Raw genomic sequence first — 21,519 nt, forward strand, 5'->3', positions numbered from 1 at the left:
GAGTGACTTTGACGCAACCCTGATGCGGGCCTGGAAGACATCGGCCGGGTGCCTGGTGACGTCACCAGGCACCCGGCCGCGGAGTGCGTCAGCTGAGGTTGTCCCCGTGGGTCAGCGTCTCCCAGGCGACGAACAGGTTGTTGGTGCCGGACGGACGGTTCTGCATGGTCAGGTTCTGGGTGTTGGTCATGCCGTAGCCGAGGCGGTTGTGCATGGCGTTGTAGCCGACCTCGGTGATCGGCCCGAGCCCGAGGGTGAGGGACCCGCCGCACAGCGAGCTGGGCACCGCCTCGCCCAGCTGGTACTTGGACTGGAAGCCGAGCGCCTGGCGCAGCCGCTCACCCACGTCGGTGGTGTACAGGTCGATGCCCTGGATCCGGCTGGTCTCCGCGACGTGCGAGATGGCGGAGATGCCGTACCCGGTGTGCACGAAGTCGCGGCAGGTCTCCTGGGTGAGGCCGGTGGTGAAGGTGGACTGCCCCTGCCAGTAAGCGACGATCTTGGCCGTGGTGTTGAGGTTCTGGCTCGGCACGGTCTTCGGCACGGCGCCGTCGGAGGAGAGGTAGACGTACGCGGCCGTACGCGTACGGAACTTCGCCATCGCGGAGTCCCACACCCCCTTGTCCTCCAGGAAGACGGAGATGCCGATGGCGGCCTCCATCATCGACAGCTCCCAGTTCCCGTTGGAGTTGGAGCCGTTGATGATCTCGGGCAGGTAGACGTTGCGCAGCATGGTCCCGAAGCGCGCGGAGTTGGCCCAGGTGCCGGTGTACGTGTACTTGATGATCTCGGCGGCCTTCGGCCACGAGGAGCCGGCCCAGCCGGTCTGCAGGGGCGCGTTGCTGTTGGTGTGGTCGGTGATCGTGGCCGACCAGGCGTCCATCAGCTGGATGGACTTCTGCGCATAGCGGACATCGCGGGTGATGTACCAGGCGAGGGCCGTCGTGTACGCGGCTATCGCGTCCTCACGCTCGTCCGTGCAGCCGTAGTTGGGGTTCGAGTACGAGCCGCACTCGACGACCGAGCGAGGGGCGGGGGTGCGCGTCAGCGAGGCGTACTTGCTCGCCAGCATCTGGTCGTACGCGCCCTTCCAGGGCTGGGCGCCGGCGAGGACCTGGGTGCGGGTGAAGTCCAACTGCCCCCTGGAGACGCCGACTCCGGGGTGCACGAAGGTGGCGGGCGCGGCTTCGGCCTGCTGCTGGGCGCCGGGCAGTGAGAGGAGTCCGGCGACCAGGGCGGCGGTCGCGGCGATGGTGACGAGGAAGGCCGGGCGCCGTCTGCGGAGGGGGGCTGTGGGGGTTTCGGGCATGTGAGGGAATCCGTTCTCGTATGTGAACGACACACTGGGGACTGAACACACGCGTTGGCCGGGACCATAGGTCCAGACCAAACTTCCGTCAAGACCTGAAGAAAGACCCGCACCTCAACCGCCCTTCGTGGAACAGAGCTTGGGCACACGACAGGGCAGCTTGGGCATACGAAAGGGCCGCACCCCCGGTGAAGGGGATGCGGCCCGACTCTCGTGCCGAGAACCGTCAGCGAACCTCGGTGATCTCCGGCCCACGCTGCAACTGCCCCATGCCGCCGGAGAAGCGGGAACCCGCCTGCTCCTCCTGCTGGACACCCTCGGCGACCATCTGCGCGTCGTCCGGCAGCTTCAGGACGATCGGGTCGCGGGGAGCCATCGGGCCCTCACCGCGGACGACGACCGTGTCCCGGAAGATCTGCTCAAGCAGACCTGCGGCCTGCGGCTGCACCGCGCCCTGCCCGGAGATCACTCCGCGCAGGAACCAGCGGGGACCGTCCACACCGACGAACCGTACGACCTGGAAACCGCCCGTGCCGTCCGGCAGCTGCACAGGAACCTGCGCGCGCAGCTCCCAGCCCAGCGGACCCTCGACCTCGTCGATGACACCGCCCTGCTGGGTGATGCCGGAAGCGATCTCCTCGCGCACCTCGCCCCAGATGCCCTCGCGCTTGGGAGCGGCGAAGGCCTGCAGCTGGATGGCGCTGTCCTTCAGGACGACGGTGGCGGCGACGATCGCGTCGCCCGCGACCTCGACCCGCAGCTCCATGCCGTCGACTCCGGGCACCAGAATGCCGCCCAGGTCCACACGGCCCTCGGCGGGGTCGCGCACCTCCGAGTCGTCCCAGGGACCGTCGGGCCGCGGCTCCGGCTCGAGCCTCACCCGCTCCCGTTCCGTCCCGTCCGCCTCAGTGTCGACATCGTCGACGACCTGCTCGGCCTCGCCCGCCGCGTCCTCGGCGGCACTGCCCTTCTTGCGACGTCCGAACACGTCACTGTCCTTCCCGGTCGGATACGACCGAAGCGTATCGATTCCCACCCGCCCCGCCGCCCACGGCGGCATGACCGCCGGTAGACCCGAAGCCCCCTGCGGCCCGCACCGAGTCGGGAAGCTCCGCGACCTCCTGGAAGCGGACCTTCTCGACCTGCTGGACGACCAGTTGGGCAATCCGGTCGAAGCGCTCGAACCGCACGGACTCGCGCGGGTCGAGATTCACCACGATCACCTTGATCTCCCCACGGTACCCGGCATCCACCGTCCCCGGGGCATTCACGAGGGCGACACCGCAGCGGGCGGCCAGCCCGGAACGGGGGTGCACGAAGGCCGCGTACCCCTCGGGCAGCGCGACAGACACCCCCGTGGGCAGAACGGCCCTCTCGCCCGGCTTCAGTTCACAACTCTCGGTGGTGCGCAGATCCGCTCCCGCGTCACCGGGGTGCGCGTACTCGGGAAGCGGAACTTCCGGGTCGATGCGCCTGATCAGCACATCCACGGGATTACGGGTCACGGGTTCACCTCGAAGGCGCGGGCGCGCCGGATCTGGTCCGGGTCGTTCATGGCCGCCCGGATCTCCTCCTGGCGGCCGTTGTCGATGAAGTGGTCGACCTTCACCTCGATGAAGAGGGCCTCGGCCCGGACGGCGACGGGCCCCTCGGGGCCGCCGATCCGCCCGGTGGCGGTCGAGTAGATCTTGCGTCCCGCCACCGCCGTGACCTCGGCCTCCAGATACAGCACGGTGTCGACGGGCACCGGCCGTACGAAGTCCGTCTCCAGCCGTCCCGTCACCGCGATGGTCCGCAGCAGCCAGTTCAGCGAGCCGAGCGACTCGTCGAGCGCGGTGGCGAGCACCCCGCCGTGCGCGAGACCGGGCGCACCCTGGTGGGCGGCCCGCACGGTGAACTCGGCCGTGATCCGGACCCCCTCCCCCGCGCGGGCTTCGAGGTGCAGCCCGTGGGCCTGTCCCTCGCCACACCCGAAACACTCTCCGTAGTGCGCGCCGAGGAGTTCCCCGGGCGGGGGCGCGTCGGGGTGCCGCACCGGCGCGACGGCGTCGGCGGGAGGCTTCAGAACTGAGGATGTACCACTCACAGCCGCAGACCTTACCCGCGCGTCAGAGCAACACCCGCACCGTGCCAAGCTTGGCCGCATGCAGCTCTCCGCCTCGCCGTACGAAGAACGCCTCCACGCGCCCCGCACCTGGTGGCTGGTCTGCTTCCTGGTGGGGGTCTCGATGGCCCTGATCTTCCTGCCGTTCGGTGCGCTGCCGCTGCTCGGCGGCCTGGTCGGCGGCACCGCGGTCGCGGCGGTCGTGACGAGCTCGTACGGCTCGATCCGCATCCGCGTCGTGGGCGACTCCCTGATCGCGGGCGACGCGAAGATCCCGGTCGCGGCCCTCGGCGACGCCGAGATCCTGGACCCGGAGGAGGCGCGCGCCTGGCGCACGTTCAAGGCCGACACTCGCGCCTTCATGCTCCTGCGCGCCTACATCCCCACAGCCCTCCGCGTCGAGGTCACCGACCCGGAAGACCCGACGCCCTACCTGTATCTGTCGACCCGGGAGCCGGAGCGCCTGGCAGCGGCCCTAGTGGCCGCACGGACGAAGGCGTAGGGACAGGCGCCCTCCGGACAGGCGGGGCGCTCTCGGGACGGGCGGGACGAGCTCAGTTCCCGAGCTCCTTGGGGATCTCCCCCATCCGCAGGGGGTCGGCGGGCCGCTCCAGCGGCGGCAGTTCGGGAAGCGCGTCCCACGGCACCTGGGACTTACGCAGGTCCTTGCGGATGTGCTCCGCGAGGCGCTTGGTGTCGCGGCGGTTCATCACCGCTCCGACCGCCGCGCCGACCATGAACGGCATCAGGTTGGGCAGGTCCCGGACCACGCGCTTCATGATCTGCTGGCGCAGCTGGCGCTTCATCGGGCCGCCCAACGCCGCGCTGAGAGTCGCCGCTTTCGTCACGTCGATCCCGCGCTCGGTGGACCAGGAGTTCAGATACCCGGTGCTGCGCTGCGTCAGATTCCCCGGCGGCCGTACGCCGTAGACCTCGTGCAGTTCGGCGATCAGCTTCAGCTCGATCGCGGCGACGCCGGTGATCTCGGCGGCGATCTCCGTCGGCATCGCGGGCGGCACCGGAAGCATCGCGGCCGCGCCGATGCCGGCGCCCACCGCGGACGTCGCGTTGGCCGCGCCCGCGACAAGCTTGTCCGCGAGCTCCTCGGCGGTCAGCCCGGGGAACTGCCGACGGAGGGCCGCGAGATCCCGTACGGGGATACGCGGAGCCATCTCGATAATGCGGTCGGCAAGGTAGGACAGTCCTGCCCTGGCCCTGCTGCCGCCCTTGCGGACGCCTTCCCTGACTCCGTCACGGACGGCGGCCGCACGGCTCTTCGCCGTGGGCGCCGGGGTGCCCACGGGCACCAGGTCGTCGGCGGGCCCAAAAGCCCCTGACGACGTTGTCGCGGGCGCCGGCTCGAGCGAGGCTGATCCTGGTCCGGAAGAGCCCCGCTCGTCGTCACGCACGCCTTCAGAGCCGTCTGACGGCCCTTCGTCCGCTCCCCGTCCGGAGGAGCGGCGCTTCCAAGGAGGGGTCGAGCCAGTCACGGCCGACCCTGCCTCAGTCGCAGTCGCGGCAGATCGGCTGGCCGTTCTTCTCTCGGGCCAGCTGGCTGCGGTGGTGCACCAGGAAGCAGCTCATGCAAGTGAACTCGTCCTGCTGCTTGGGCAGGACCCGGACGGCCAGCTCTTCGTTCGAGAGGTCCGCGCCGGGCAGCTCCAGGCCTTCTGCGGCCTCGAACTCATCTACGTCGACAGACGACGTCGACTTGTCGTTCCGGCGAGCCTTCAGTTCTTCAAGGCTGTCCGAATCGACGTCGTCGTCGGTCTTGCGTGGGGTGTCGTAATCCGTTGCCATGTCGCTCTCCCCCTCTGGGTGTCTGCGGTGTCTCCAGCGCACGTAACGCGTGAGAGGCCGGACTTGTGCCCGACCCGAGGCGGAGATTTTGCCTCACATCAAGGTCTGTTACTCAATCGACACCCAACCGGACTCCTCAAGAGTGATCGGCTTGGATGGCGATGCGGACCGTACACGGTCCTAAGGCCGCACTTCAAAGGCGTTCCACCGTGTACTTCCCGTGATCTGGACCCCCGAAAACCCGGATTTTCCCGGCTTTCCGACGGCCTTCTTGATCACGGAGAGTAGATGGCCGGAAAATCGCCCTTGTGATCGATCACACACGAGACTCCTGGACCTATGCCCAGGAAATTCCGCGCAAAGCGAACATCCTCGCGTGTCGGCGACATGGTCTCAGATGGGAAGGGTGACTCGCATCACGAGCCCACCTCCTTCGCGCGGCTGAGCGACGATGAGACCCCCGTGCGCGCGGGCCACCGACCGGGCGATGGACAGGCCGAGGCCCACGCCCTTGTCGCTGCCCGTGCGCTCCGTACGCAGCCGCCGGAAGGGCTCGAAAAGATTGTCGATCTCGTACGCGGGAACCACCGGCCCCGTGTTCGACACCACCAGGACCGCCTGCCCGTGCTGGACCTCCGTGGTGACCTCGACCCAGCCGTCCTCCGGCACGTTGTACCGGACGGCGTTCTGGACGAGGTTCAGGGCGATCCGCTCAAGGAGGACGCCATTGCCCTGGACGACCGCCGGGGCGCGCTCCCCGCGCATCTCCACGCCCTTGGCGTCCGCCTCGGCGTGCACCTGGTCGACGGCCTGCGAGGCGACCTCCGCAAGGTCCACGGGCTTGCGCTCGACGATCTGGTTGTCGCTGCGGGCGAGCAGCAGCAGGCCCTCGACGAGCTGCTCGCTGCGCTCGTTGGTGGCCAGCAGGGTCTTGCCGAGCTGCTGCAGCTCCATCGGCGCCCCGGGGTCGGAGAGGTGCACTTCGAGGAGCGTGCGGTTGATCGCGAGCGGGGTGCGCAGTTCGTGCGAGGCGTTCCCGACGAAGCGCTGCTGAGCGGTGAAGGCCCGCTGCAGCCGCTCCAGCATGTCGTCGAAGGTGTCCGCCAGCTCCTTCAACTCGTCGTCCGGGCCGTCCAGTTCGATCCGTCGGGAGAGGTCCGAGCCGGCCACCGCGCGCGCGGTGCGGGTGATCCGGCCGAGCGGCGAGAGCACCCGGCCCGCCATCGCGTAACCGAAGGCGAAGGCGATGATGGCCAGGCCGAGCAGGGCGAGCAGCGAACGGCTGAGCAGGTCGTCCAGGGCGTGCTGGCGCTGCTCGTTGACGCAGGCGTTCATCGCGCTGTTGAGCTCGGTCGCCGAAGGCTGGGCCGGGAAGTTGCAGGTCTGGCTGCTCACTCCGCCGGAGACGATCCTGAAGGGCAGATCACTGCCCACGTTCAGGGCCTGCGCGGCGAGCAGATAGATGATCGACAGCAGCATGATGCCGGCGATCAGGAACATGCCGCCGTACAGCAGCGTCAGCCGTATCCGGATGGTCGGCCTCAGCCAGGGGAACGGAGGCTCGACTCTTCTGGGGTCCCACGTGGGCTTCGGAGGCGCCGTGGGAGGCGCGGGGGTCGTGGCCACAGTGGATCAGATCCGGTAGCCGGAGCCGGGCACGGTGACGATCACGGGGGGCTCGCCGAGCTTGCGGCGCAGGGTCATGACCGTGACCCGTACGACGTTGGTGAAGGGGTCCGTGTTCTCGTCCCAGGCCTTCTCCAGGAGCTGTTCCGCGGAGACGACGGCGCCCTCGCTGCGCAGCAGCACCTCCAGGACGGCGAACTCCTTGGGCGCGAGCTGGACTTCCTTGCCGTCGCGGAAGACCTCGCGGCGGTTGGGGTCGAGCTTGATCCCGGCGCGCTCGAGGACGGGCGGCAGGGGCAGGCTCGTACGGCGGCCGAGGGCACGCACGCGTGCCGTCAGCTCGCTGAACGCGAAGGGCTTGGGGAGGTAGTCGTCGGCGCCGATCTCCAGGCCCTCGACGCGGTCGCTGACGTCGCCGGACGCGGTGAGCATCAGCACGCGCGTGGGCATGCCGAGCTCGACGACCTTGCGGCAGACGTCGTCGCCGTGCACGAGCGGGAGGTCACGGTCGAGGACGACCACGTCGTAGTCGTTGACCCCGATGCGCTCCAGGGCGGCCGCGCCGTCGTACACGACGTCGACGGCCATGGCCTCCCGGCGCAGTCCGGTGGCCACCGCATCGGCGAGCAGCTGCTCGTCCTCGACGACGAGTACACGCACGTCGCTTGTCCTTCCTCTGTCCACCCGCGTAGCGCCTCTTCGGCGCATGCGGGCAGGGTCTGTCGGGGGTAAGACCTCCATCCTGCCCTTTTCGGCCATAAGTCGGCTGTAAGACGGGTGAGAGCGTGTGGGAATGCCAGATTTTCTCGTGCGGTTGAGGTTTCCACGGAAGAGAGCGGGGGGAGGACGGCTTTACACCCCGCGATCACGCTCTGCTTGTGGCAAGCCACCTTGTGGTACGTCAATCCGCTTTCCGCAGAGTGGGCGTGGGTGTCCGGCACCGTCGCCGCCCAGCCGGGCAGCGCTGGGCACCCCTTGGAGACGTGATCGCCCCTTCCGAACGGCACACCCCCGTGCCATCGACCCACGACCCAGGACGAGGGGGCGCAGCATGGACGCTTTCACCGCAGGACTTCTGCAGCGCATAAGGGCTACCGAGTCCGACCTGACGCGGGCTCGCGAAACAGGCGACGACTTCCTCGCGGAGGTCGAGCAGGCCGAGCTCGACGACCTGCACCGCCTCGCCGCCGAGCACGGTGTCGAGGTCGGCGCGACGCGCGTCTGATCAGTTCTTCTCTAAAACTTCATCCGTACGAGAGCGGGCCCCGGCATCGATCCAGTGCCGGGGCCCCGCTCTGTTCGCCGCCTGTTCGCAAGCGTGGTGGCCGCGTTGTTGTACGCGCCGTCAGTCGTGCCAGGCGCCGAACTCCTCCAGGAGCCGCTGGAGGGGCTCGAAGACGCCCGGGGAGGCCGCGACCGCCAGATCGCCTCCGGGGCGCTCTCCAGGGCGTCCACCGGTCAGGGCGCCCGCCTCACGGGCGATCAGGTCGCCCGCCGCGAGGTCCCAGGGGTGGAGCCCGCGCTCGTAGTAGCCGTCGAGGCGGCCCGCCGCGACGTCGCACAGGTCGACCGCCGCCGAGCCGGAGCGCCTGATGTCACGGAGCAGCGGGATCAGCCGCTGTGCGACGTCGGCCTGGTGGGTCTTGACCTCGGTCACGTAGTTGAAGCCGGTGGAGACCAGGGCCTGGTCCAGGGATGGCGACGGGCGGCAGGTCAGCCGGCGTTCGCCGACCCAGGCTCCGGTGGCCCGGGCGCCACGGCCGCGTACCGCGTGGTAGGTCTCGCCGCGCATCGGCGCCGCGACGACTCCGACGACGGTCTCGCCGTTCTGTTCGGCGGCGATGGACACCGCCCAGGTCGGCAGCCCGTACAGGTAGTTGACCGTGCCGTCGAGCGGGTCGACGACCCAGCGGATGCCGCTGGTGCCCTCCGTGGCGGCGCCCTCCTCGCCGAGGAAGCCGTCGGCGGGGCGGTGCTGGGTGATCAGGTCGGTGATCAGCTTCTCGGCGGCGATGTCCATCTCGGTGACGACGTCGATCGGGCTGGACTTGGTCGCGGCGACCGTGAGGTCCGCCGGGCGTCCGTCCCGGAGCAGCTCACCGGCGCTGCGGGCGGCCTGGTGGGCGAGCTGGAGCAGTTCGGTGTGCAGGGGCTCGATCACGGGGCTCCTCAGGCGTACGGACTGTCGGCGCCCGCGGCGGCGGGCTTCGGGGCGCGGGCGGGGCAGCAGCCCACGGGGCACAGGTCGTGACTCGCGCCGAGCGCACCCAGGGCGCAGGGTGTCACCTGGCGCCCGCTCTCGGAGGCGGCGCGCTCCAGAACGAGTTCACGGATCGCCGCGGCGAACCGCGGATCGGCGCCCACGGTGGCCGAACGGCGCACCGGCAGCCCCAGCTCCGCCGCCTTGGCCGTGGCCTCGGTGTCGAGGTCGTACAGGACCTCCATGTGGTCCGAGACGAACCCGATGGGGGCCATCACGACGGCCGGGACACCGTCGCCGTGCAGCTCTTCCAGGTGGTCGCAGATGTCGGGCTCCAGCCACGGGATGTGGGGCGCTCCCGAGCGCGACTGGTAGACGAGCTGCCAGGGGTGCTCGATCCCCGTCTCCTCGCGCACGATGTCGACGATCAGCCGCGCGACGTCCAGGTGCTGCCTGACGTACGCGCCCCCGTCACCGTGGTCCTCCACGGGCCCGGACGTGTCTGCGGCCGCGTCCGGGATGGAGTGCGTCGTGAAGGCGAGGTGCGCGCCCTCCCGTACGTCCTGGTCCAGTTCGGCCAGGGACTTCAGGACGCCCTCGGCCATGGGGCGGACGAAGCCGGGGTGGTTGAAGTAGTGCCGCAGCTTGTCGACCTTCGGCAGGTCCAGGCCCTCGGCCTCGAGGGTGGCCAGCGCCTCGGCGAGGTTCTCGCGGTACTGGCGGCAGCCCGAGTACGAGGCGTACGCGCTGGTGGCGAGGACCAGGATGCGGCGCCTGCCGTCGGCTGCCATCTCGCGCAGGGTGTCGGTCAGGTACGGCGCCCAGTTGCGGTTGCCCCAGTAGACGGGCAGGTCCAGGCCGTGGTCGGCGAAGTCCTTGCGGAGGGCGTCGAGCAGGGCGCGGTTCTGGTCGTTGATGGGGCTCACCCCGCCGAACAGGAAGTAGTGCTGCCCCACCTCCTTGAGCCGTTCCTTGGGGATGCCGCGCCCCCGCGTCACGTTCTCCAGGAACGGGACCACGTCGTCCGGGCCTTCCGGGCCGCCGAACGAGAGCAGGAGAAGGGCGTCGTAGGGGGTGGCATCGAGCACGTCTGGCATGTCTTCGATCCTGCCATCCGTCGCTGACAGACGGACAACGGCCACATGACAAGCGGTCCGCGAGAGTGCGTTAGGGTCACCTCACCCGTAAGCTGTATCGGCCAGATTCACGCCTTACCGGTGTTCAGGCCGCCCGTAGTGACCGGGGGGCCGAGCCGAGCCGACCGGAGTTCCCCGTGCCCAGCCCGTACCGCGCCCTGTTCGCCGCCCCCGGCACCAAGGGATTCTCCGCCGCGGGCTTCCTCGGCCGGATGCCCCTGTCGATGATGGGCATCGGCGTGGTCACGATGATCTCCCAGCTCACCGGGCGGTACGGCCTCGCGGGCGCCCTGTCGGCGACGATGGCTCTGGCCGCCGCGGCGCTGGGCCCGCAGGTCTCCCGCCTGGTGGACCGGCACGGGCAGCGGCGAATACTGCGCCCCGTGACGCTGTTCGCCCTGGCCGCGGCCGCCGGGCTGCTGCTCGCGGCGAAGTTCGAGTGGCCGGACTGGGTGCTGTTCGTCTGCTCGGCCGGCATCGGCTGCGTACCGAGCATCGGCGCGATGATCAGGGCGCGCTGGGCAGCCCTCTACCGGGACACCCCGCAGCTGCACACCGCGTACTCCTTCGAGTCCGTGATGGACGAGATCTGCTTCATCTTCGGACCGATCATCTCCATCGGGCTGTCCACGGTGTGGTTCCCGGAGGCCGGGCCGCTGCTCGCCGCCTGCTTCCTCGCCGTCGGCGTCTTCTGGCTGACGGCCCAGCGCGCCACCGAACCCGTGCCTCATCCGCGCGAGCACCACAAGGGCGGTTCGGCGATGGCCTCGGCCGGACTCCAGGTCCTGGTGGCCACGTTCGTGGCGACCGGAGCGATCTTCGGTGCCGTCGACGTGGTCACGGTGGCCTTCGCCGAGGAGCAGGGCCACAAGGGTGCGGCGAGCATCGTGCTTGCGCTGTACGCGGCGGGCTCCTGTGTGGCGGGAGCCGTGTTCGGGCTGCTGCACTTCAAGGGGTCGCCCGAACCTCGGTGGCTGCTGGGCATATGCGCGATGGCCGTGAGTATGATCCCCCTCCTACTGGTCGGAAACTTGCCGTTTCTGGCTGTGGCGCTGTTCGTTGCGGGCCTGTCCATCGCTCCCACGATGATCACCACGATGTCCCTCATCGAGCAGCACGTACCACGCGCGAAATTGACCGAAGGCATGACCTGGATCAGCACCGGGCTCGCGGTCGGGGTCGCGCTCGGTTCCTCCGTGGCCGGCTGGGTGATCGACGCCGCCGGTGCGAAGGCCGGGTACGGGGTTCCGGCGGTGTCCGGAGCCGTCGCGGTCGCGGTCGGTTTCCTCGGGTATCGCCGGCTGAGCAGGCCGGTTCCGCATCGGGGAGGGACCCATGAGCAGCACAGCGAACGGGAAGAGCGGAACGTGGCGTAACTGGGCGGGCACGGTCACCGCCCGGCCGGCACGAGAGGTCACCCCCGCTTCCGTGGAGGAACTCTCCGCGGCCGTGCGCAGGGCCGCCGAGGACGGTCTGAAGGTGAAGGCCGTCGGCACCGGGCACTCCTTCACGGCAGTCGCCGCGACCGACGGCGTATTGATCCGCCCTCAACTGTTGACGGGGATACGCAGGATCGATCGCGAGGCGGGCACCGTCACCGTCGAGGCGGGCACCCCGCTCAAGCGTCTCAACCTGGCTCTCGCCCGCGAGGGGCTGTCGCTCACGAACATGGGCGACATCATGGAGCAGACGGTTTCCGGGGCGGTCAGCACCGGGACGCACGGCACCGGGCGCGATTCCGCCTCGATCGCCGCCCAGATCAAGGGCCTTGAGCTGGTCACCGCCGACGGCTCGGTCCTGGTCTGCTCCGAGAAGGAGAACCCCGAGGTCTTCGCGGCCGCCCGGGTCGGCATCGGTGCCCTGGGGATCATCACCGCGATCACCCTCTCCGTAGAGCCCATATTTCTGCTCACGGCCCGCGAGGAAGCGATGACCTTCGACAAGGTCACCGCCGACTTCGATGAACTGTTCACAGAGAACGAGCACTTCGAGTTCTACTGGTTCCCGCACACCGGCAACTGCAACACCAAGCGCAACAACCGCAGCGCGGGCCCCGAGAAGCCGGTGCCACAGCTCAACGGCTGGATCGAGGACGAGCTCCTCTCCAACGGCGTCTTCCACGCGGCCAATCTGCTCGGCCGCGCCGTGCCCGCCACCGTCCCGACGATCGCGAAGATCTCCAGCCGCGCGCTGTCCGCGCGGACCTACACCGACATTCCCTACAAGGTCTTCACTTCTCCGCGCCGGGTGCGCTTCGTGGAGATGGAGTACGCCGTTCCGCGCGAGGCCCTCGTCGAAACGCTGCGCGAGCTGAAGACGATGGTCGACCGCTCGTCCCTGCGGGTCAGTTTCCCCGTCGAGGTGCGCACGGCCCCCGCGGACGACATCACGCTCTCGACGGCGTCCGGGCGGGAGAGCGCGTACATCGCCGTCCATATGTTCAAGGGCACCCCCTATCAGGCGTACTTCACCGCCGCCGAGCGGATCCTTACCGCGCACGAGGGGCGGCCGCACTGGGGCAAGGTGCACACGCGTGACGCGGAGTACTTCTCCGGGGTCTATCCGCGCTTCGGCGAGTTCACTGAGCTGAGGGATCGGCTCGACCCGGATCGGCGCTTTGGGAACGACTACTTGCGTCGGGTGTTGGGCTCGTAGCCGTCGCGCTGGGTGTGGGGGTCGGGCTGCCGTCCCCGGTCTGCGGGGTGGCGCTGGAACTCGGCGTCGGCGTGGGCGTCGTAGCTCCGTCGTCGTCCTGGGTGGCACCGGCGCCGCTGCCGCCCGACGGCCCCACGGAGGAGGACCCTGCCGAGGGCGTCGTACCGGATGTACTGGATGTGCCGGGCTCCGACGTGGAGTTGGAGCCGCTCCCGCCGAAGGCGTCGCCGACTGTCGTGCTCCGGCCGTCGCCGCTGAAGCTCCGGCCCGACACGAGTTCGTATGTCGTGATGCCCGCCATGGTGACGCCGAAGACCAGCGCCGCCGCGACCACCGGCCGCCTCCAGCTCCTGACCCGCGCGCGGTAGACGGTCCCCTCGGTGAACTCCCCCGCGGCCGGAGCCTGCTGGGCCTTCGGTTTGGCCTGCACCGTCACGTCGCGTATCTGCTCGCCGGTGCGCTTGAAGAAGTGCTGGAAGACGGTGCCGCCGCAGGTGGCGACCACGCTGACCAGGCCTGCGCCCAGCATCGTCCCGTAGACCCCGAAGTAGGAGGCGAGTTTCGCGGCCACCACCGCGGCCACCGCACTGCCCGCCACTTGCGGGACGCTCAGATCCAATCGTTTCTTCCCGACCCCCTCACCGATCCCCGACTCCGCACCTACATCCGGCTTTTCACGCATTCCCGGACCTTGCCTGCCTTTCCCGAACTTGATCGACTTGCCTCACTTGATCGACCGACTGCACGAGAAAGGGACGTACGGGCGAAACAATTAGTTCCGTTTGCGACGATTACGTGAAGTGCGCCACTTTTCATGGTCACGAAAACACCGCATCCGCCGGCCAACTACCACCCCCTGCTCGAAGTTGGGCGGCGTGCCGATCCACGCAAGTGGCCCGAATGGAGTACTCTTGCGAGCCCTGGGACCGGACTCCCGCCAGGGTGTCCGGGGCCTTGCAGGACCGCCGGGAGGGGGCTCGTTGCACAGGGTGATGGAGTTCGTCACTTAGCGTTGCGAATAGGTAACCGTGCCATAACGGCGATCCCGGGCCTGTGCCCGACACGCCGGGCAACTCGGCAAGGTTGTGGCAGGCTGCACCCGGGCAGGCCACACTCGACTAGCGGAAGCAGCGACGCACGTGACGTCGGCAGGCACCACCCGGGAGGTCCCCATGCCGGAACTGCGTGTCGTGGCCGTCTCTAACGACGGCACACGGCTGGTGCTGAAGGCTGCGGACAGCACGGAGTACACGCTTCCGATTGATGAGCGTCTGCGCGCCGCTGTACGCGGCGACCGTCCCCGCCTCGGCCAGATCGAAATCGAGGTGGAGAGTCATCTCCGCCCCCGAGACATTCAGGCGCGTATACGTGCCGGCGCCTCCGCCGAGGAGGTCGCCTCGCTCGCCGGGATCCCCGTCGACCGGGTGCGGCGCTTCGAGGGGCCTGTCCTCGCCGAGCGTGCCTTCATGGCCGAGCGCGCAAGGAAGACCCCTGTCCGCCGTCCAGGCGAGAACGCGGGACCCCAGCTCGGTGAGGCCGTGCAGGAGCGGCTGACGCTGCGCGGCGCCGAGAAGGAGACCGCCCAGTGGGACTCCTGGCGTCGTGACGACGGCACCTGGGAAGTGCTGTTGGTCTACCGGGTCGCGGGTGAGCCGCACTCGGCGAGCTGGACGTACGACCCGCCGCGGCGGCTCGTCCAGGCCGTCGACGACGAGGCGCGCTCGCTGATCGGCGAGTCCGACGACCTCTCGGCGGCCGCCGAACCGAGCTTCCCGTTCGTGCCGCGGATCGCCCGGCTGCCCCGGGACCGTCCGCTGGACCGCGCCCTGGACCGGCAGATGGAGCGGCCGAGCCTGCCCGCGCCTTCTGCGGAGCCGGTCGAGGAGTCCGAGCGCGACTCGCTCACCAGCCTCCTGGAGGCGGTGCCGAGCTTCCGCGGCGACATGGTGGTGCCCGAGCGTCCCTCCACCACGGAGCGGCCCGACACGGAGGAACCCGCCCCCGAGCCCGAGACCGAGGAGCCCCCGGCTCCCGCGGCCTCGGCCGGTGCCGGATCCGCCTACGCGGACGTGCTCATGCCCCGCTCGGTCGGCGCCCACCGCGACCGTCTCGTCGGCGCGACCGACCGCCAGGCCGAGGCCGACGGCGTCCGCCCGGGCCGCCGCGCGGCGGTCCCGAGCTGGGACGAGATCGTGTTCGGTACACGGCGGAAGAAGCAGGACTGATCAGTCGTACGACGATGGGGCCCGCGCCGGTTCGGTGCGGGCCCCATCGCTGCTGCTGAGGATCGGGACCGGCCGCCGCTACTGAGGGTCCGGACCGACCGCGACCGGGCGGCTCCCGTCCCTGGACCACTCCGACCAGGAACCCGCGTACAGCGCGGCCGGGATACCCGCGACGGCGAGCGCCAGCACCTCGTGCGCGCCGGAGACGCCCGAACCGCAGTAGACGCCGACCTCGGACGTGCCGGTCGCGCCAAGGGACTTGAAGCGGTCGGCGAGTTCGGCGGCGGGCAGGAACCGTCCGTCGTCCGTGACGTTCTGCGTGGTCGGCGCGGAGACCGCGCCGGGGATGTGCCCGCCCACGGGGTCGATCGGTTCGACCTCGCCGCGGTACCGCTCGCCCGCCCGGGCGTCGAGCAGCAGTCCGGTACGGGCCAGCGCCGCCGCCCCGTCCGCGTCGAGCAGCGGCCGGGCGCCGGGCACGGGTACGAAGGATCCGGCAGCGGGGGCGGGCAGCTCCGACGACACCGGACCGCTCCAGGCGGTGAACCCGCCGTCAAGCACACGCACGGACGGGTGACCCGTATAGCCCAGCAGCCACCACGCGCGCGCGGCGCCCCAGCCGAGCCCGCCGTCGTACACAACGACATCGCGGTCCGCCGAGACACCGGCGGCACGCATCGCCGCGCCGAAGACTTCGGGATCGGGCAGCGGATGACGGCCCCCGGCCCCCGCCGGACCTGCAAGTTCAGAATCCAAATCGACAAAAACGGCGCCAGGAATGTGCGCCTTCTCGTACTCGGAGCGCAGACTCGGACCACCCAGCTGCCAGCGGACGTCGAGGACGACCGGGGGGTTCGGTCCGGCCAGGTCGCTCGCCAGCTCGGGTGCGGAGATGATGGCGTTCATGGCCACCATCCTTGCGCACGGGGTGGCCGCGTCGTCCATGTCGGGCTACTGTGCTCCGCCGGGCGGGTCCGATCACCAGGCGTATGGGATCGGGCACATGCTGTACAGCCGATGGACACCACGCGGCAATCGTGCGGAAACGGACGGGAAACGGCTCATCGGGCATCCTCCGGCCGTAGGCCGCTGAACGACGGCGCGGCCGGGACGCACGGTGCGACCGGTGGTGCGAACATCGGCACGGGGCTTATGAGCACGCGATCGCGGTACGCGTGCGGTAGGCGGAAGGTGACCCGGCCACCGCGAGGGGCCGAGAAGAGAGTGACGATGACCGAGGCACGGGGGTCGGCCGGCCTGAACGGCACAACGCACGCTCGGCACGCGCCCGGCACACCCTGCTGGGTGAGCCTGATGGTGCACGGGATGGCCACGACCCAGGACTTCTACGGAGCGCTGTTCGGCTGGGAGTTCCAGCCGGGCCCGCACCAGCTCGGCCCCTACGTACGGGCCCTGCTCGACGATCAAGAGGTGGCGGGGATCGGGCAGCTGCCGCCCGACCGGCATCTGCCTATCGCCTGGACGCCGTATCTCGCCTCGGACGACGTCGACCTGACCGCCGAGACGGTGCGGCACAGTGGCGGCACCGTGGGGGTCGGCCCCCTGGACGCGGGCGAGGCCGGCCGCATGGCGATCGCCTCGGACCCGACGGGCGCCGTCTTCGGGATCTGGCAGGCGGCCGCCCACCTGGGGACAGGGATCACCGGCGTGCCCGGTACCCCCGCGTGGAACGAGCTCGTGACCCGCGACACCGAGAGCGTCGTCAAGTTCTACCAGGGGGTCTTCGGCTACGAGCTGGAGCCGGTCGTCTCGGCCGACTTCGACTACGTGACCCTGCACATCAACGGCAGTCCGGTGGCCGGCATCCACGGCGTCGGCCACGGCCTGCCCCGCGACCGGGGCCCGCACTGGATGACGTACTTCGAGGCCGCGGACGTGGACGACATGGTCGCCCGTGTCACGGACCTCGGCGGGCATCTCCTCAAACCGGCCCACGACTCGCACTACGGGCGGGTGGCGACGGTGGCGGACCCGGAGGGCGCGATGTTCTCCCTGATCCACACCGTCCATTGACGTGATCAACACCGTCCATTGAACGGACGCCGGACTTCACTCTCCTGATGCGTTCAGGGCGTGAGCATCCGGTCCTGCTCCACCGGGGGTGTGCCGTCGTACCAGGGCAGAGGCTTGCCGAAGCGGACCAGTTCGCCGTAGAGGGCGGGATCGGCGTGGTCGGCGAAGATCAGGTCGAGCACGGCTCGGGCGGCCCGGGCCGGCGACTGGGCATGGCTGTAGTCGCTGAACCAGGGGCGCGAGGTGGCGGTGTCGACCATGCCGGGGCACACCGCCGCGATCAACGTGCCGGTGGCGAGGTCGTGTTCGCGGCGTTCGGCGGCGAGCGCGCGGACGGCGGCGACCTGAGCCACCTTCGAGGGCACGTTCAGCCAGATCGGCCAGCCCGCCTCCGCGGCGGTCCTGTTGTGGATGGCGCGGCGCCACGACTCGACGGCGTATGCGACCTGGTCGAGGCTCGCGCCGTCGAACAAGTGGTGCAGCCGCGGGTCGAGATGGCCGAGCGTGCCCAGGCTGCTGGCCACGACGAGCAGCCGTCCGCCCGGGCGCAGGGCGGGACCGAAAGAGCGCAGGATCGCGTGAGTGGCGGTGTTGGAGACGTCGATGAACTCGTCGGCCCGCTCGGCCTGTGACTCCTCGGGCAGCAGGCGCGCGATCGCGTTGGAGATGACGACGTCGACCCCTCCGTGGCGGGCCCGGAGGTCCTCGGCGAGGTGGGCGATGGCTTCGGTGTCGGTGACGTCCAGGACGCGGCCCTCGACGCGGGCGCGGGTACCGGGCAGCTGGGTGACCTCGCGGGCGGCGTCCGTCACGCGCTGGTGGCTGCGGCCGGTCAGCAGGACCAGGTCGTCCGGGCTCATACGGGCCGCCAGTCCTTCGACGAGGGCCCGGCCGAGTCCTTGGTTGGCGCCCGTGACGAGGGCGATGCGTGAAGCGTTCATGCGTCCCACGCTAGGAACGCCGCATCCATGAGTCCAACGAGAGTTCGGCACGGCTAGCATGCGTGAACGTCATGGACTTCACGGATGTGTCACTGACCGCGCTGCGCGTCTTCCGCGCCGTGGCCGAACAGGGAACCTTCACCGCGGCCGCCGCGTCGCTGGGCTACACCCAGTCGGCGGTGTCCCGGCAGATCGCCGCGATCGAACGGGCCGCGGGCGCGGAGCTGGTGGAGCGGCGGCGCGACGGAGTACGGCTCACCGCGGTCGGCCGCGTCGTCATGCGCCGCGCGACTGTCGTACTGGACGAGATCGACGCGACCGCCAGGGAGCTGTCCGGCCTGCCCGGCCAGGCCGGGACGGTCCGCCTGGGATGGTTCCCGAGCGCCGGCGCCGTCCTGCTGCCCCGGGCCCTGGCCGCGCTGCACCACTCAGACCCGGACCTTCACGTGGTCGGCCGGGAGGGCAGCACCCCGGCGCTGGTGCGCGCCCTGCGGGCGGGCAGCCTCGACCTGGCCCTGCTCGCTTCGGCGCCGCCGTTCCGGCCGCCGGACGCCGAGTCGCCCCCGCTCGTGCTGCACACGCTCACCGAACGTGCGCTGTGTCTGGCGGTGCCCGCCACCCATCCCCTTGCCCGCGGCGACTTCGTCGACGTGGCCGACCTGCGCGGGCAGCGCTGGATCGCGGGCTCCTCCTCGGGAGAGGACCGGCTGATGGGCGTATGGCCCGGCCTGGACGAGCGGCCCGAGATCGCCCACACCGCCCGGGACTGGCTCGCCAAGCTCCAACTCGTCGCCGCCGGCTGCGGGCTGACCACCGTGCCCGCCGTCCTCGCTGCCGCCGCGCCACCGGGTGTCCGCGTCCTCCCGGTCCGCGGCGGGCCCCAGGAACAGCGGCGCCTGCTCCTGGCCCGTCTCCCCCACCCGCCGACCGATCCGGTCACCCGGGTGGCAGCCGCCCTCCGCGCGGCGGCCCTCGACGCCGCTGTCGTCAGGCCGATGTGACCGGCAGGACGTCGGGAGACAGCACGCTCGCGTGGGCCGAGGCGCTGGTCATACGGCGACGGTGGTGGCGGCGGCACAGGACCTCGTAACCGATCTCCCCCACCGGGCGGTTGACGTCGCCGACGACCACCTGGGCGCCCTCGACCACCATCTCCCCGCCGACCGTGCGGGCATTGTGCGTGGCCCGGGCGCCGCACCAGCACAGGGCCTCCACCTGGAGGGCCTCTATCCGGTCGGCCAGCTCGATCAGCCGCTGCGAGCCGGGGAAGAGCTTGGTGCGGAAGTCGGTGGTGATACCGAAGGCGAAGACATCGAGCCCCAGGTCGTCGACGACCCGCGCCAGCTGGTCGATCTGGTCCGGCGCGAGGAACTGCGCCTCGTCGACGATCACGTAGTCGACCCTGCCGCCCTTGGACAGCTGATCGACCAGATACCCGTACAGGTCCATGCTCTCGGTGGCCTCGACCGCCTCCGTGACCAGGCCGAGGCGCGAGGACAGCTTTCCCTCGCCCGCCCGGTCGTCCCGCGTGAAGATCACACCCTGAAGCCCGCGGGCCGAGCGGTTGTGCCCGATCTGCAGTGCCAGAGTGCTCTTCCCACAATCCATGGTTCCGGAGAAGAACACCAGCTCAGGCATGGGAAGTTGGGCACCTTTCGGCAACGGGGAGAGGGGGAGGGGGAGGTATCAGGAACGTACTTGCAGGAGCGGGACGTGCTGCTCCACCGGTGTCATCGAGCCGTGGTTGCCGACCATCGCCGACTCCTTCGGCTCCCGCTCGGACGCGGTGATCAGGACGTCGTCGCGAGCCGCCGCGACCACGTCGCCGATACGGGCGTACACGCGCTCGTCGATCTGCGGGCCGAACCAGCCCGCCGCGATCGCCTCGTCGCGCGAGGCCACCCAGAACTGCTCGCCGAGCACCTCGCGCCAGCAGGTCAGGACGTCGGACTCGGCGCCGGGTACGGCGTAGACGTGCCGGGCGCGGCCCTCGCCGCCGAGGAGGGCGACTCCGGCGCGCAGCTCCCAGTCCTCGTCGAAGTCGATGCGGTGCTGCTCGTCGAAGGGGATGTCGATCATGCCGTGGTCGGCGGTGACATACAGGGCCGTGCGCGGCGGCAGTTGCTCCGCGAGGCGCTGGACCAGGCGGTCGACGTACATCAGCTGGCCGCGCCAGGGGTCGGAGTCGACGCCGAAGCGGTGGCCCTTGCCGTCCACCTCGGCGTAGTACGTGTAGACCAAGGAGCGGTCGCCCGCGGCGAGTTGCGCGGCCGCGACGTCCATGCGCTCCTCGCCGGTCAGCCGGCCGTGGAACGTTCCGCCACTGAGCGCGATCTTCGTCAGTGGGGTGTTCTGGAAGGCGGGCGAGGAGACCTGGGCGGTGTGTACGCCCGCCGCGTCGGCCAGCTGGAAGATAGTGGGGTACGGCTGCCACTTGCGCGGGTCCGTCCACGGATTCCAGCGCAGCTGGTTCATCAGCTCGCCGGTCCTCGGGTTGCGCGCGGTGTAGCCGGGCAGGCCGTGCGCGCCGGGCGGCAGACCGGTGCCGACCGATGCGAGCGAGGTCGCGGTGGTGGCCGGGTAGCCCGCGGTGATCGGGCGGCCGGTGCCTCCTCGCGAGGACGCCAGGAGCGACGTCATGAAGGGGGCCTCGTCGGGGTGCGCCTTCAGCTGCTCCCAGCCGAGGCCGTCGATCAGGAAGACGCAGTTCCGGTCGGCCTCGGTCAGCTCGGGTATGGCGGCGGTCATGCCGGGCACGGACATGCCCGCGGCGAGCGTGGGGAGCAGATCGGCGAGCGAGCCGGCGCCGTACTCGGGGACGGGCGCGGTGTCGAGGGCAAGGGGTTCCGGGTGGTCCCAGGCGGGCAGGACCATCAGCGCGCGATGTCCGCGGTCGCCTCGGAGAGGGCCTGCGCGAAGGCGAGGGCCTGGCGCACCGTCTCCGGGCCGTCCCCGGCCTCGCTGACGCGCAGGCTCAGGTCGTCCGCCGTCGAGTTGCCCGTGTAGCCGTGGTCCGCCTCGCAGTTGGGGTCACCGCAGGCGGCGGGCTCCAGGTCGATGCGGGAGACCGCGCCCCAGCCGATGGTGAGGACGACCTCGCGGGGCAGCGTGCCCGGTGCGTACGACTCGGGGTTGGCGACGACCCTGCTGACGACGACCGACGAGATCCGGCCGAGCTTCACGGACTCCGTCGACGTGGTGGCGTACGGCGTCGGGGAGGTGGTGTCCTCGGCCTGCTCGTCGGTGTGGCTCACGATGAAACGGTTGCCCGTGAGGACGAGCACCGTGACGTGCCGACGCACCTCGTTCGCGTCGAACGTCGTCTCCTGATGAACCAGGTACGACCGGATGGTGTCGCCGCCGATCGCGGCCTCCACCGCCTCGGCCACGAGGGCCGGGTAGTAGCCGCTGCGCTCGATCGCCGCTCGCAGCCCCTGGGTCGTCGTACTGGTCTTGGCCATGATGTCCATCTTACGGGCGCCCACTGAC

At 70.2% G+C, this 21,519-nt stretch carries 23 protein-coding genes; 7 read left to right on the forward strand and 16 right to left on the reverse strand.

The annotated features are described in order from the left end of the window. Positions 1 to 88: 88 nt before the first annotated feature. The 4 genes from OG266_RS10900 to OG266_RS10915 all read right to left on the reverse strand — a co-directional run bounded on the left by OG266_RS10900 (position 89) and on the right by OG266_RS10915 (position 3,395). Positions 89 to 1,309, reverse strand: coding sequence for an alginate lyase family protein (locus OG266_RS10900; protein WP_371545063.1), 1,221 nt, complete (start codon positions 1,307 to 1,309; stop codon positions 89 to 91). Between the two features lie 226 nt (positions 1,310 to 1,535). Further along, entirely contained in the window at positions 1,536 to 2,297 is a 762-nt protein-coding gene (locus OG266_RS10905; RefSeq protein WP_266474239.1) for a DUF3710 domain-containing protein, read from the reverse strand. 1 nt (position 2,298) lies between these two features. Next, the gene (gene dut, locus OG266_RS10910; protein WP_329545112.1) at positions 2,299 to 2,814 is read right to left on the reverse strand and encodes a dUTP diphosphatase; all 516 of its coding nucleotides are present in this window, start codon (positions 2,812 to 2,814) and stop codon (positions 2,299 to 2,301) included. Beyond that, positions 2,811 to 3,395: a PaaI family thioesterase gene (locus OG266_RS10915; RefSeq protein WP_266474241.1), complete on the reverse strand. Its 585-nt coding sequence runs from the start codon at positions 3,393 to 3,395 to the stop codon at positions 2,811 to 2,813. The genes dut and OG266_RS10915 overlap by 4 nt, the downstream gene beginning before the upstream one ends. A 58-nt stretch (positions 3,396 to 3,453) precedes the next feature. Between OG266_RS10915 and OG266_RS10920 the strand changes: the two genes are divergently transcribed. Continuing rightward, positions 3,454 to 3,915: a DUF3093 domain-containing protein gene (locus tag OG266_RS10920; protein WP_266474242.1), complete on the forward strand. Its 462-nt coding sequence runs from the start codon at positions 3,454 to 3,456 to the stop codon at positions 3,913 to 3,915. A 52-nt stretch (positions 3,916 to 3,967) separates the two neighbouring features. On the opposite strand, the gene OG266_RS10925 is transcribed toward OG266_RS10920, so the two are convergent. The 4 genes from OG266_RS10925 to OG266_RS10940 form a co-directional block, all read right to left on the reverse strand. Next, positions 3,968 to 4,903 (reverse strand): hypothetical protein, encoded by a 936-nt coding sequence (locus OG266_RS10925; RefSeq protein WP_266474243.1) that lies wholly within the window; start codon positions 4,901 to 4,903, stop codon positions 3,968 to 3,970. A 13-nt stretch (positions 4,904 to 4,916) separates the two neighbouring features. Further along, positions 4,917 to 5,213: a DUF4193 domain-containing protein gene (locus tag OG266_RS10930; protein WP_003997302.1), complete on the reverse strand. Its 297-nt coding sequence runs from the start codon at positions 5,211 to 5,213 to the stop codon at positions 4,917 to 4,919. Between the two features lie 393 nt (positions 5,214 to 5,606). Beyond that, the gene (locus OG266_RS10935; RefSeq protein WP_266474244.1) at positions 5,607 to 6,839 is read right to left on the reverse strand and encodes a HAMP domain-containing sensor histidine kinase; all 1,233 of its coding nucleotides are present in this window, start codon (positions 6,837 to 6,839) and stop codon (positions 5,607 to 5,609) included. A gap of 6 nt (positions 6,840 to 6,845) precedes the next feature. Then, on the reverse strand, positions 6,846 to 7,499 hold the full coding sequence (locus OG266_RS10940) for a response regulator transcription factor (RefSeq protein WP_266474245.1): 654 nt from the start codon (positions 7,497 to 7,499) through the stop codon (positions 6,846 to 6,848). Between the two features lie 391 nt (positions 7,500 to 7,890). Here OG266_RS10940 and OG266_RS10945 point away from each other — a divergent pair, with 391 nt between their 5' ends. After that, positions 7,891 to 8,064 (forward strand): hypothetical protein, encoded by a 174-nt coding sequence (locus tag OG266_RS10945; RefSeq protein ID WP_167459062.1) that lies wholly within the window; start codon positions 7,891 to 7,893, stop codon positions 8,062 to 8,064. A gap of 120 nt (positions 8,065 to 8,184) precedes the next feature. Here the strand turns inward: OG266_RS10945 and OG266_RS10950 are convergent, their stop codons facing one another. Then, positions 8,185 to 9,000 carry an inositol monophosphatase family protein gene (locus OG266_RS10950; RefSeq protein WP_266474248.1) on the reverse strand — a complete coding sequence of 272 codons (816 nt, stop codon included), beginning with the start codon at positions 8,998 to 9,000 and terminating at the stop codon, positions 8,185 to 8,187. An 8-nt stretch (positions 9,001 to 9,008) separates the two neighbouring features. Continuing rightward, positions 9,009 to 10,136 (reverse strand): ferrochelatase, encoded by a 1,128-nt coding sequence (locus tag OG266_RS10955; protein ID WP_371545074.1) that lies wholly within the window; start codon positions 10,134 to 10,136, stop codon positions 9,009 to 9,011. A 176-nt stretch (positions 10,137 to 10,312) separates the two neighbouring features. Here OG266_RS10955 and OG266_RS10960 point away from each other — a divergent pair, with 176 nt between their 5' ends. After that, a complete protein-coding gene (locus OG266_RS10960; protein ID WP_371545076.1) occupies positions 10,313 to 11,551 on the forward strand; it encodes an MFS transporter in 1,239 nt (412 codons plus the stop codon). Then, the gene (locus OG266_RS10965) at positions 11,511 to 12,830 is read left to right on the forward strand and encodes a D-arabinono-1,4-lactone oxidase (protein WP_371545079.1); all 1,320 of its coding nucleotides are present in this window, start codon (positions 11,511 to 11,513) and stop codon (positions 12,828 to 12,830) included. Before OG266_RS10960 ends, OG266_RS10965 begins: the two co-directional genes overlap by 41 nt. Here the strand turns inward: OG266_RS10965 and OG266_RS10970 are convergent. Continuing rightward, on the reverse strand, positions 12,754 to 13,512 hold the full coding sequence (locus OG266_RS10970) for a hypothetical protein (RefSeq protein WP_371545082.1): 759 nt from the start codon (positions 13,510 to 13,512) through the stop codon (positions 12,754 to 12,756). The genes OG266_RS10965 and OG266_RS10970 overlap by 77 nt on opposite strands. 457 nt (positions 13,513 to 13,969) lie before the next feature. On the opposite strand from OG266_RS10970, the gene sepH reads away from it, so the two are divergent. Then, positions 13,970 to 15,055 carry a septation protein SepH gene (sepH, locus tag OG266_RS10975; RefSeq protein ID WP_266474255.1) on the forward strand — a complete coding sequence of 362 codons (1,086 nt, stop codon included), beginning with the start codon at positions 13,970 to 13,972 and terminating at the stop codon, positions 15,053 to 15,055. A gap of 78 nt (positions 15,056 to 15,133) precedes the next feature. On the opposite strand, the gene OG266_RS10980 is transcribed toward sepH, so the two are convergent. Then, on the reverse strand, positions 15,134 to 15,961 hold the full coding sequence (locus OG266_RS10980) for a sulfurtransferase (RefSeq protein ID WP_371545086.1): 828 nt from the start codon (positions 15,959 to 15,961) through the stop codon (positions 15,134 to 15,136). A 324-nt stretch (positions 15,962 to 16,285) separates the two neighbouring features. Here OG266_RS10980 and OG266_RS10985 point away from each other — a divergent pair, with 324 nt between their 5' ends. After that, on the forward strand, positions 16,286 to 17,089 hold the full coding sequence (locus OG266_RS10985) for a VOC family protein (protein ID WP_371545089.1): 804 nt from the start codon (positions 16,286 to 16,288) through the stop codon (positions 17,087 to 17,089). 53 nt (positions 17,090 to 17,142) lie between these two features. Here OG266_RS10985 and OG266_RS10990 read toward each other — a convergent pair whose 3' ends face one another. Continuing rightward, positions 17,143 to 18,030, reverse strand: a complete 888-nt coding sequence (locus OG266_RS10990) for an SDR family NAD(P)-dependent oxidoreductase (protein WP_371545091.1) — start codon at positions 18,028 to 18,030, stop codon at positions 17,143 to 17,145. 71 nt (positions 18,031 to 18,101) lie between these two features. Here OG266_RS10990 and OG266_RS10995 point away from each other — a divergent pair, with 71 nt between their 5' ends. Further along, positions 18,102 to 19,031 (forward strand): LysR family transcriptional regulator, encoded by a 930-nt coding sequence (locus OG266_RS10995; RefSeq protein ID WP_371545093.1) that lies wholly within the window; start codon positions 18,102 to 18,104, stop codon positions 19,029 to 19,031. Here OG266_RS10995 and OG266_RS11000 read toward each other — a convergent pair. From OG266_RS11000 to OG266_RS11010, 3 genes are read right to left on the reverse strand one after another with little or no spacing between them, the layout of a single operon-like run. Next, positions 19,018 to 19,668, reverse strand: coding sequence for a thymidine kinase (locus OG266_RS11000; protein WP_266474261.1), 651 nt, complete (start codon positions 19,666 to 19,668; stop codon positions 19,018 to 19,020). The genes OG266_RS10995 and OG266_RS11000 overlap by 14 nt on opposite strands. A gap of 48 nt (positions 19,669 to 19,716) precedes the next feature. Further along, complete coding sequence (locus OG266_RS11005) at positions 19,717 to 20,904, reverse strand: alkaline phosphatase family protein (RefSeq protein WP_371545096.1); 1,188 nt, start codon at positions 20,902 to 20,904, stop codon at positions 19,717 to 19,719. Continuing rightward, entirely contained in the window at positions 20,904 to 21,491 is a 588-nt protein-coding gene (locus OG266_RS11010; RefSeq protein WP_266474263.1) for a DUF5998 family protein, read from the reverse strand. Before OG266_RS11010 ends, OG266_RS11005 begins: the two co-directional genes overlap by 1 nt. Between the last annotated feature and the right edge of the window lie 28 nt (positions 21,492 to 21,519).

Source organism: Streptomyces sp. NBC_00554 (assembly GCF_041431135.1).
Taxonomy (GTDB): Bacteria; Actinomycetota; Actinomycetes; order Streptomycetales; family Streptomycetaceae; genus Streptomyces.

Coding starts and splice junctions, on each gene's coding strand:
- OG266_RS10900 (WP_371545063.1), bottom strand. CDS start 1,309: ATGCCCGAAACCCCCACAGCCCCCCTCCGCAGACGGCGCCCGGCCTTC.
- OG266_RS10920 (WP_266474242.1), top strand. CDS start 3,454: ATGCAGCTCTCCGCCTCGCCGTACGAAGAACGCCTCCACGCGCCCCGC.
- OG266_RS10930 (WP_003997302.1), bottom strand. CDS start 5,213: ATGGCAACGGATTACGACACCCCACGCAAGACCGACGACGACGTCGAT.
- OG266_RS10945 (WP_167459062.1), top strand. CDS start 7,891: ATGGACGCTTTCACCGCAGGACTTCTGCAGCGCATAAGGGCTACCGAG.
- OG266_RS10955 (WP_371545074.1), bottom strand. CDS start 10,136: ATGCCAGACGTGCTCGATGCCACCCCCTACGACGCCCTTCTCCTGCTC.
- OG266_RS10965 (WP_371545079.1), top strand. CDS start 11,511: ATGAGCAGCACAGCGAACGGGAAGAGCGGAACGTGGCGTAACTGGGCG.
- OG266_RS10970 (WP_371545082.1), bottom strand. CDS start 13,512: ATGCGTGAAAAGCCGGATGTAGGTGCGGAGTCGGGGATCGGTGAGGGG.
- OG266_RS10980 (WP_371545086.1), bottom strand. CDS start 15,961: ATGAACGCCATCATCTCCGCACCCGAGCTGGCGAGCGACCTGGCCGGA.
- OG266_RS10985 (WP_371545089.1), top strand. CDS start 16,286: ATGACCGAGGCACGGGGGTCGGCCGGCCTGAACGGCACAACGCACGCT.
- OG266_RS10990 (WP_371545091.1), bottom strand. CDS start 18,030: ATGAACGCTTCACGCATCGCCCTCGTCACGGGCGCCAACCAAGGACTC.
- OG266_RS10995 (WP_371545093.1), top strand. CDS start 18,102: ATGGACTTCACGGATGTGTCACTGACCGCGCTGCGCGTCTTCCGCGCC.
- OG266_RS11000 (WP_266474261.1), bottom strand. CDS start 19,668: ATGCCTGAGCTGGTGTTCTTCTCCGGAACCATGGATTGTGGGAAGAGC.
- OG266_RS11005 (WP_371545096.1), bottom strand. CDS start 20,904: ATGGTCCTGCCCGCCTGGGACCACCCGGAACCCCTTGCCCTCGACACC.
- OG266_RS11010 (WP_266474263.1), bottom strand. CDS start 21,491: ATGGCCAAGACCAGTACGACGACCCAGGGGCTGCGAGCGGCGATCGAG.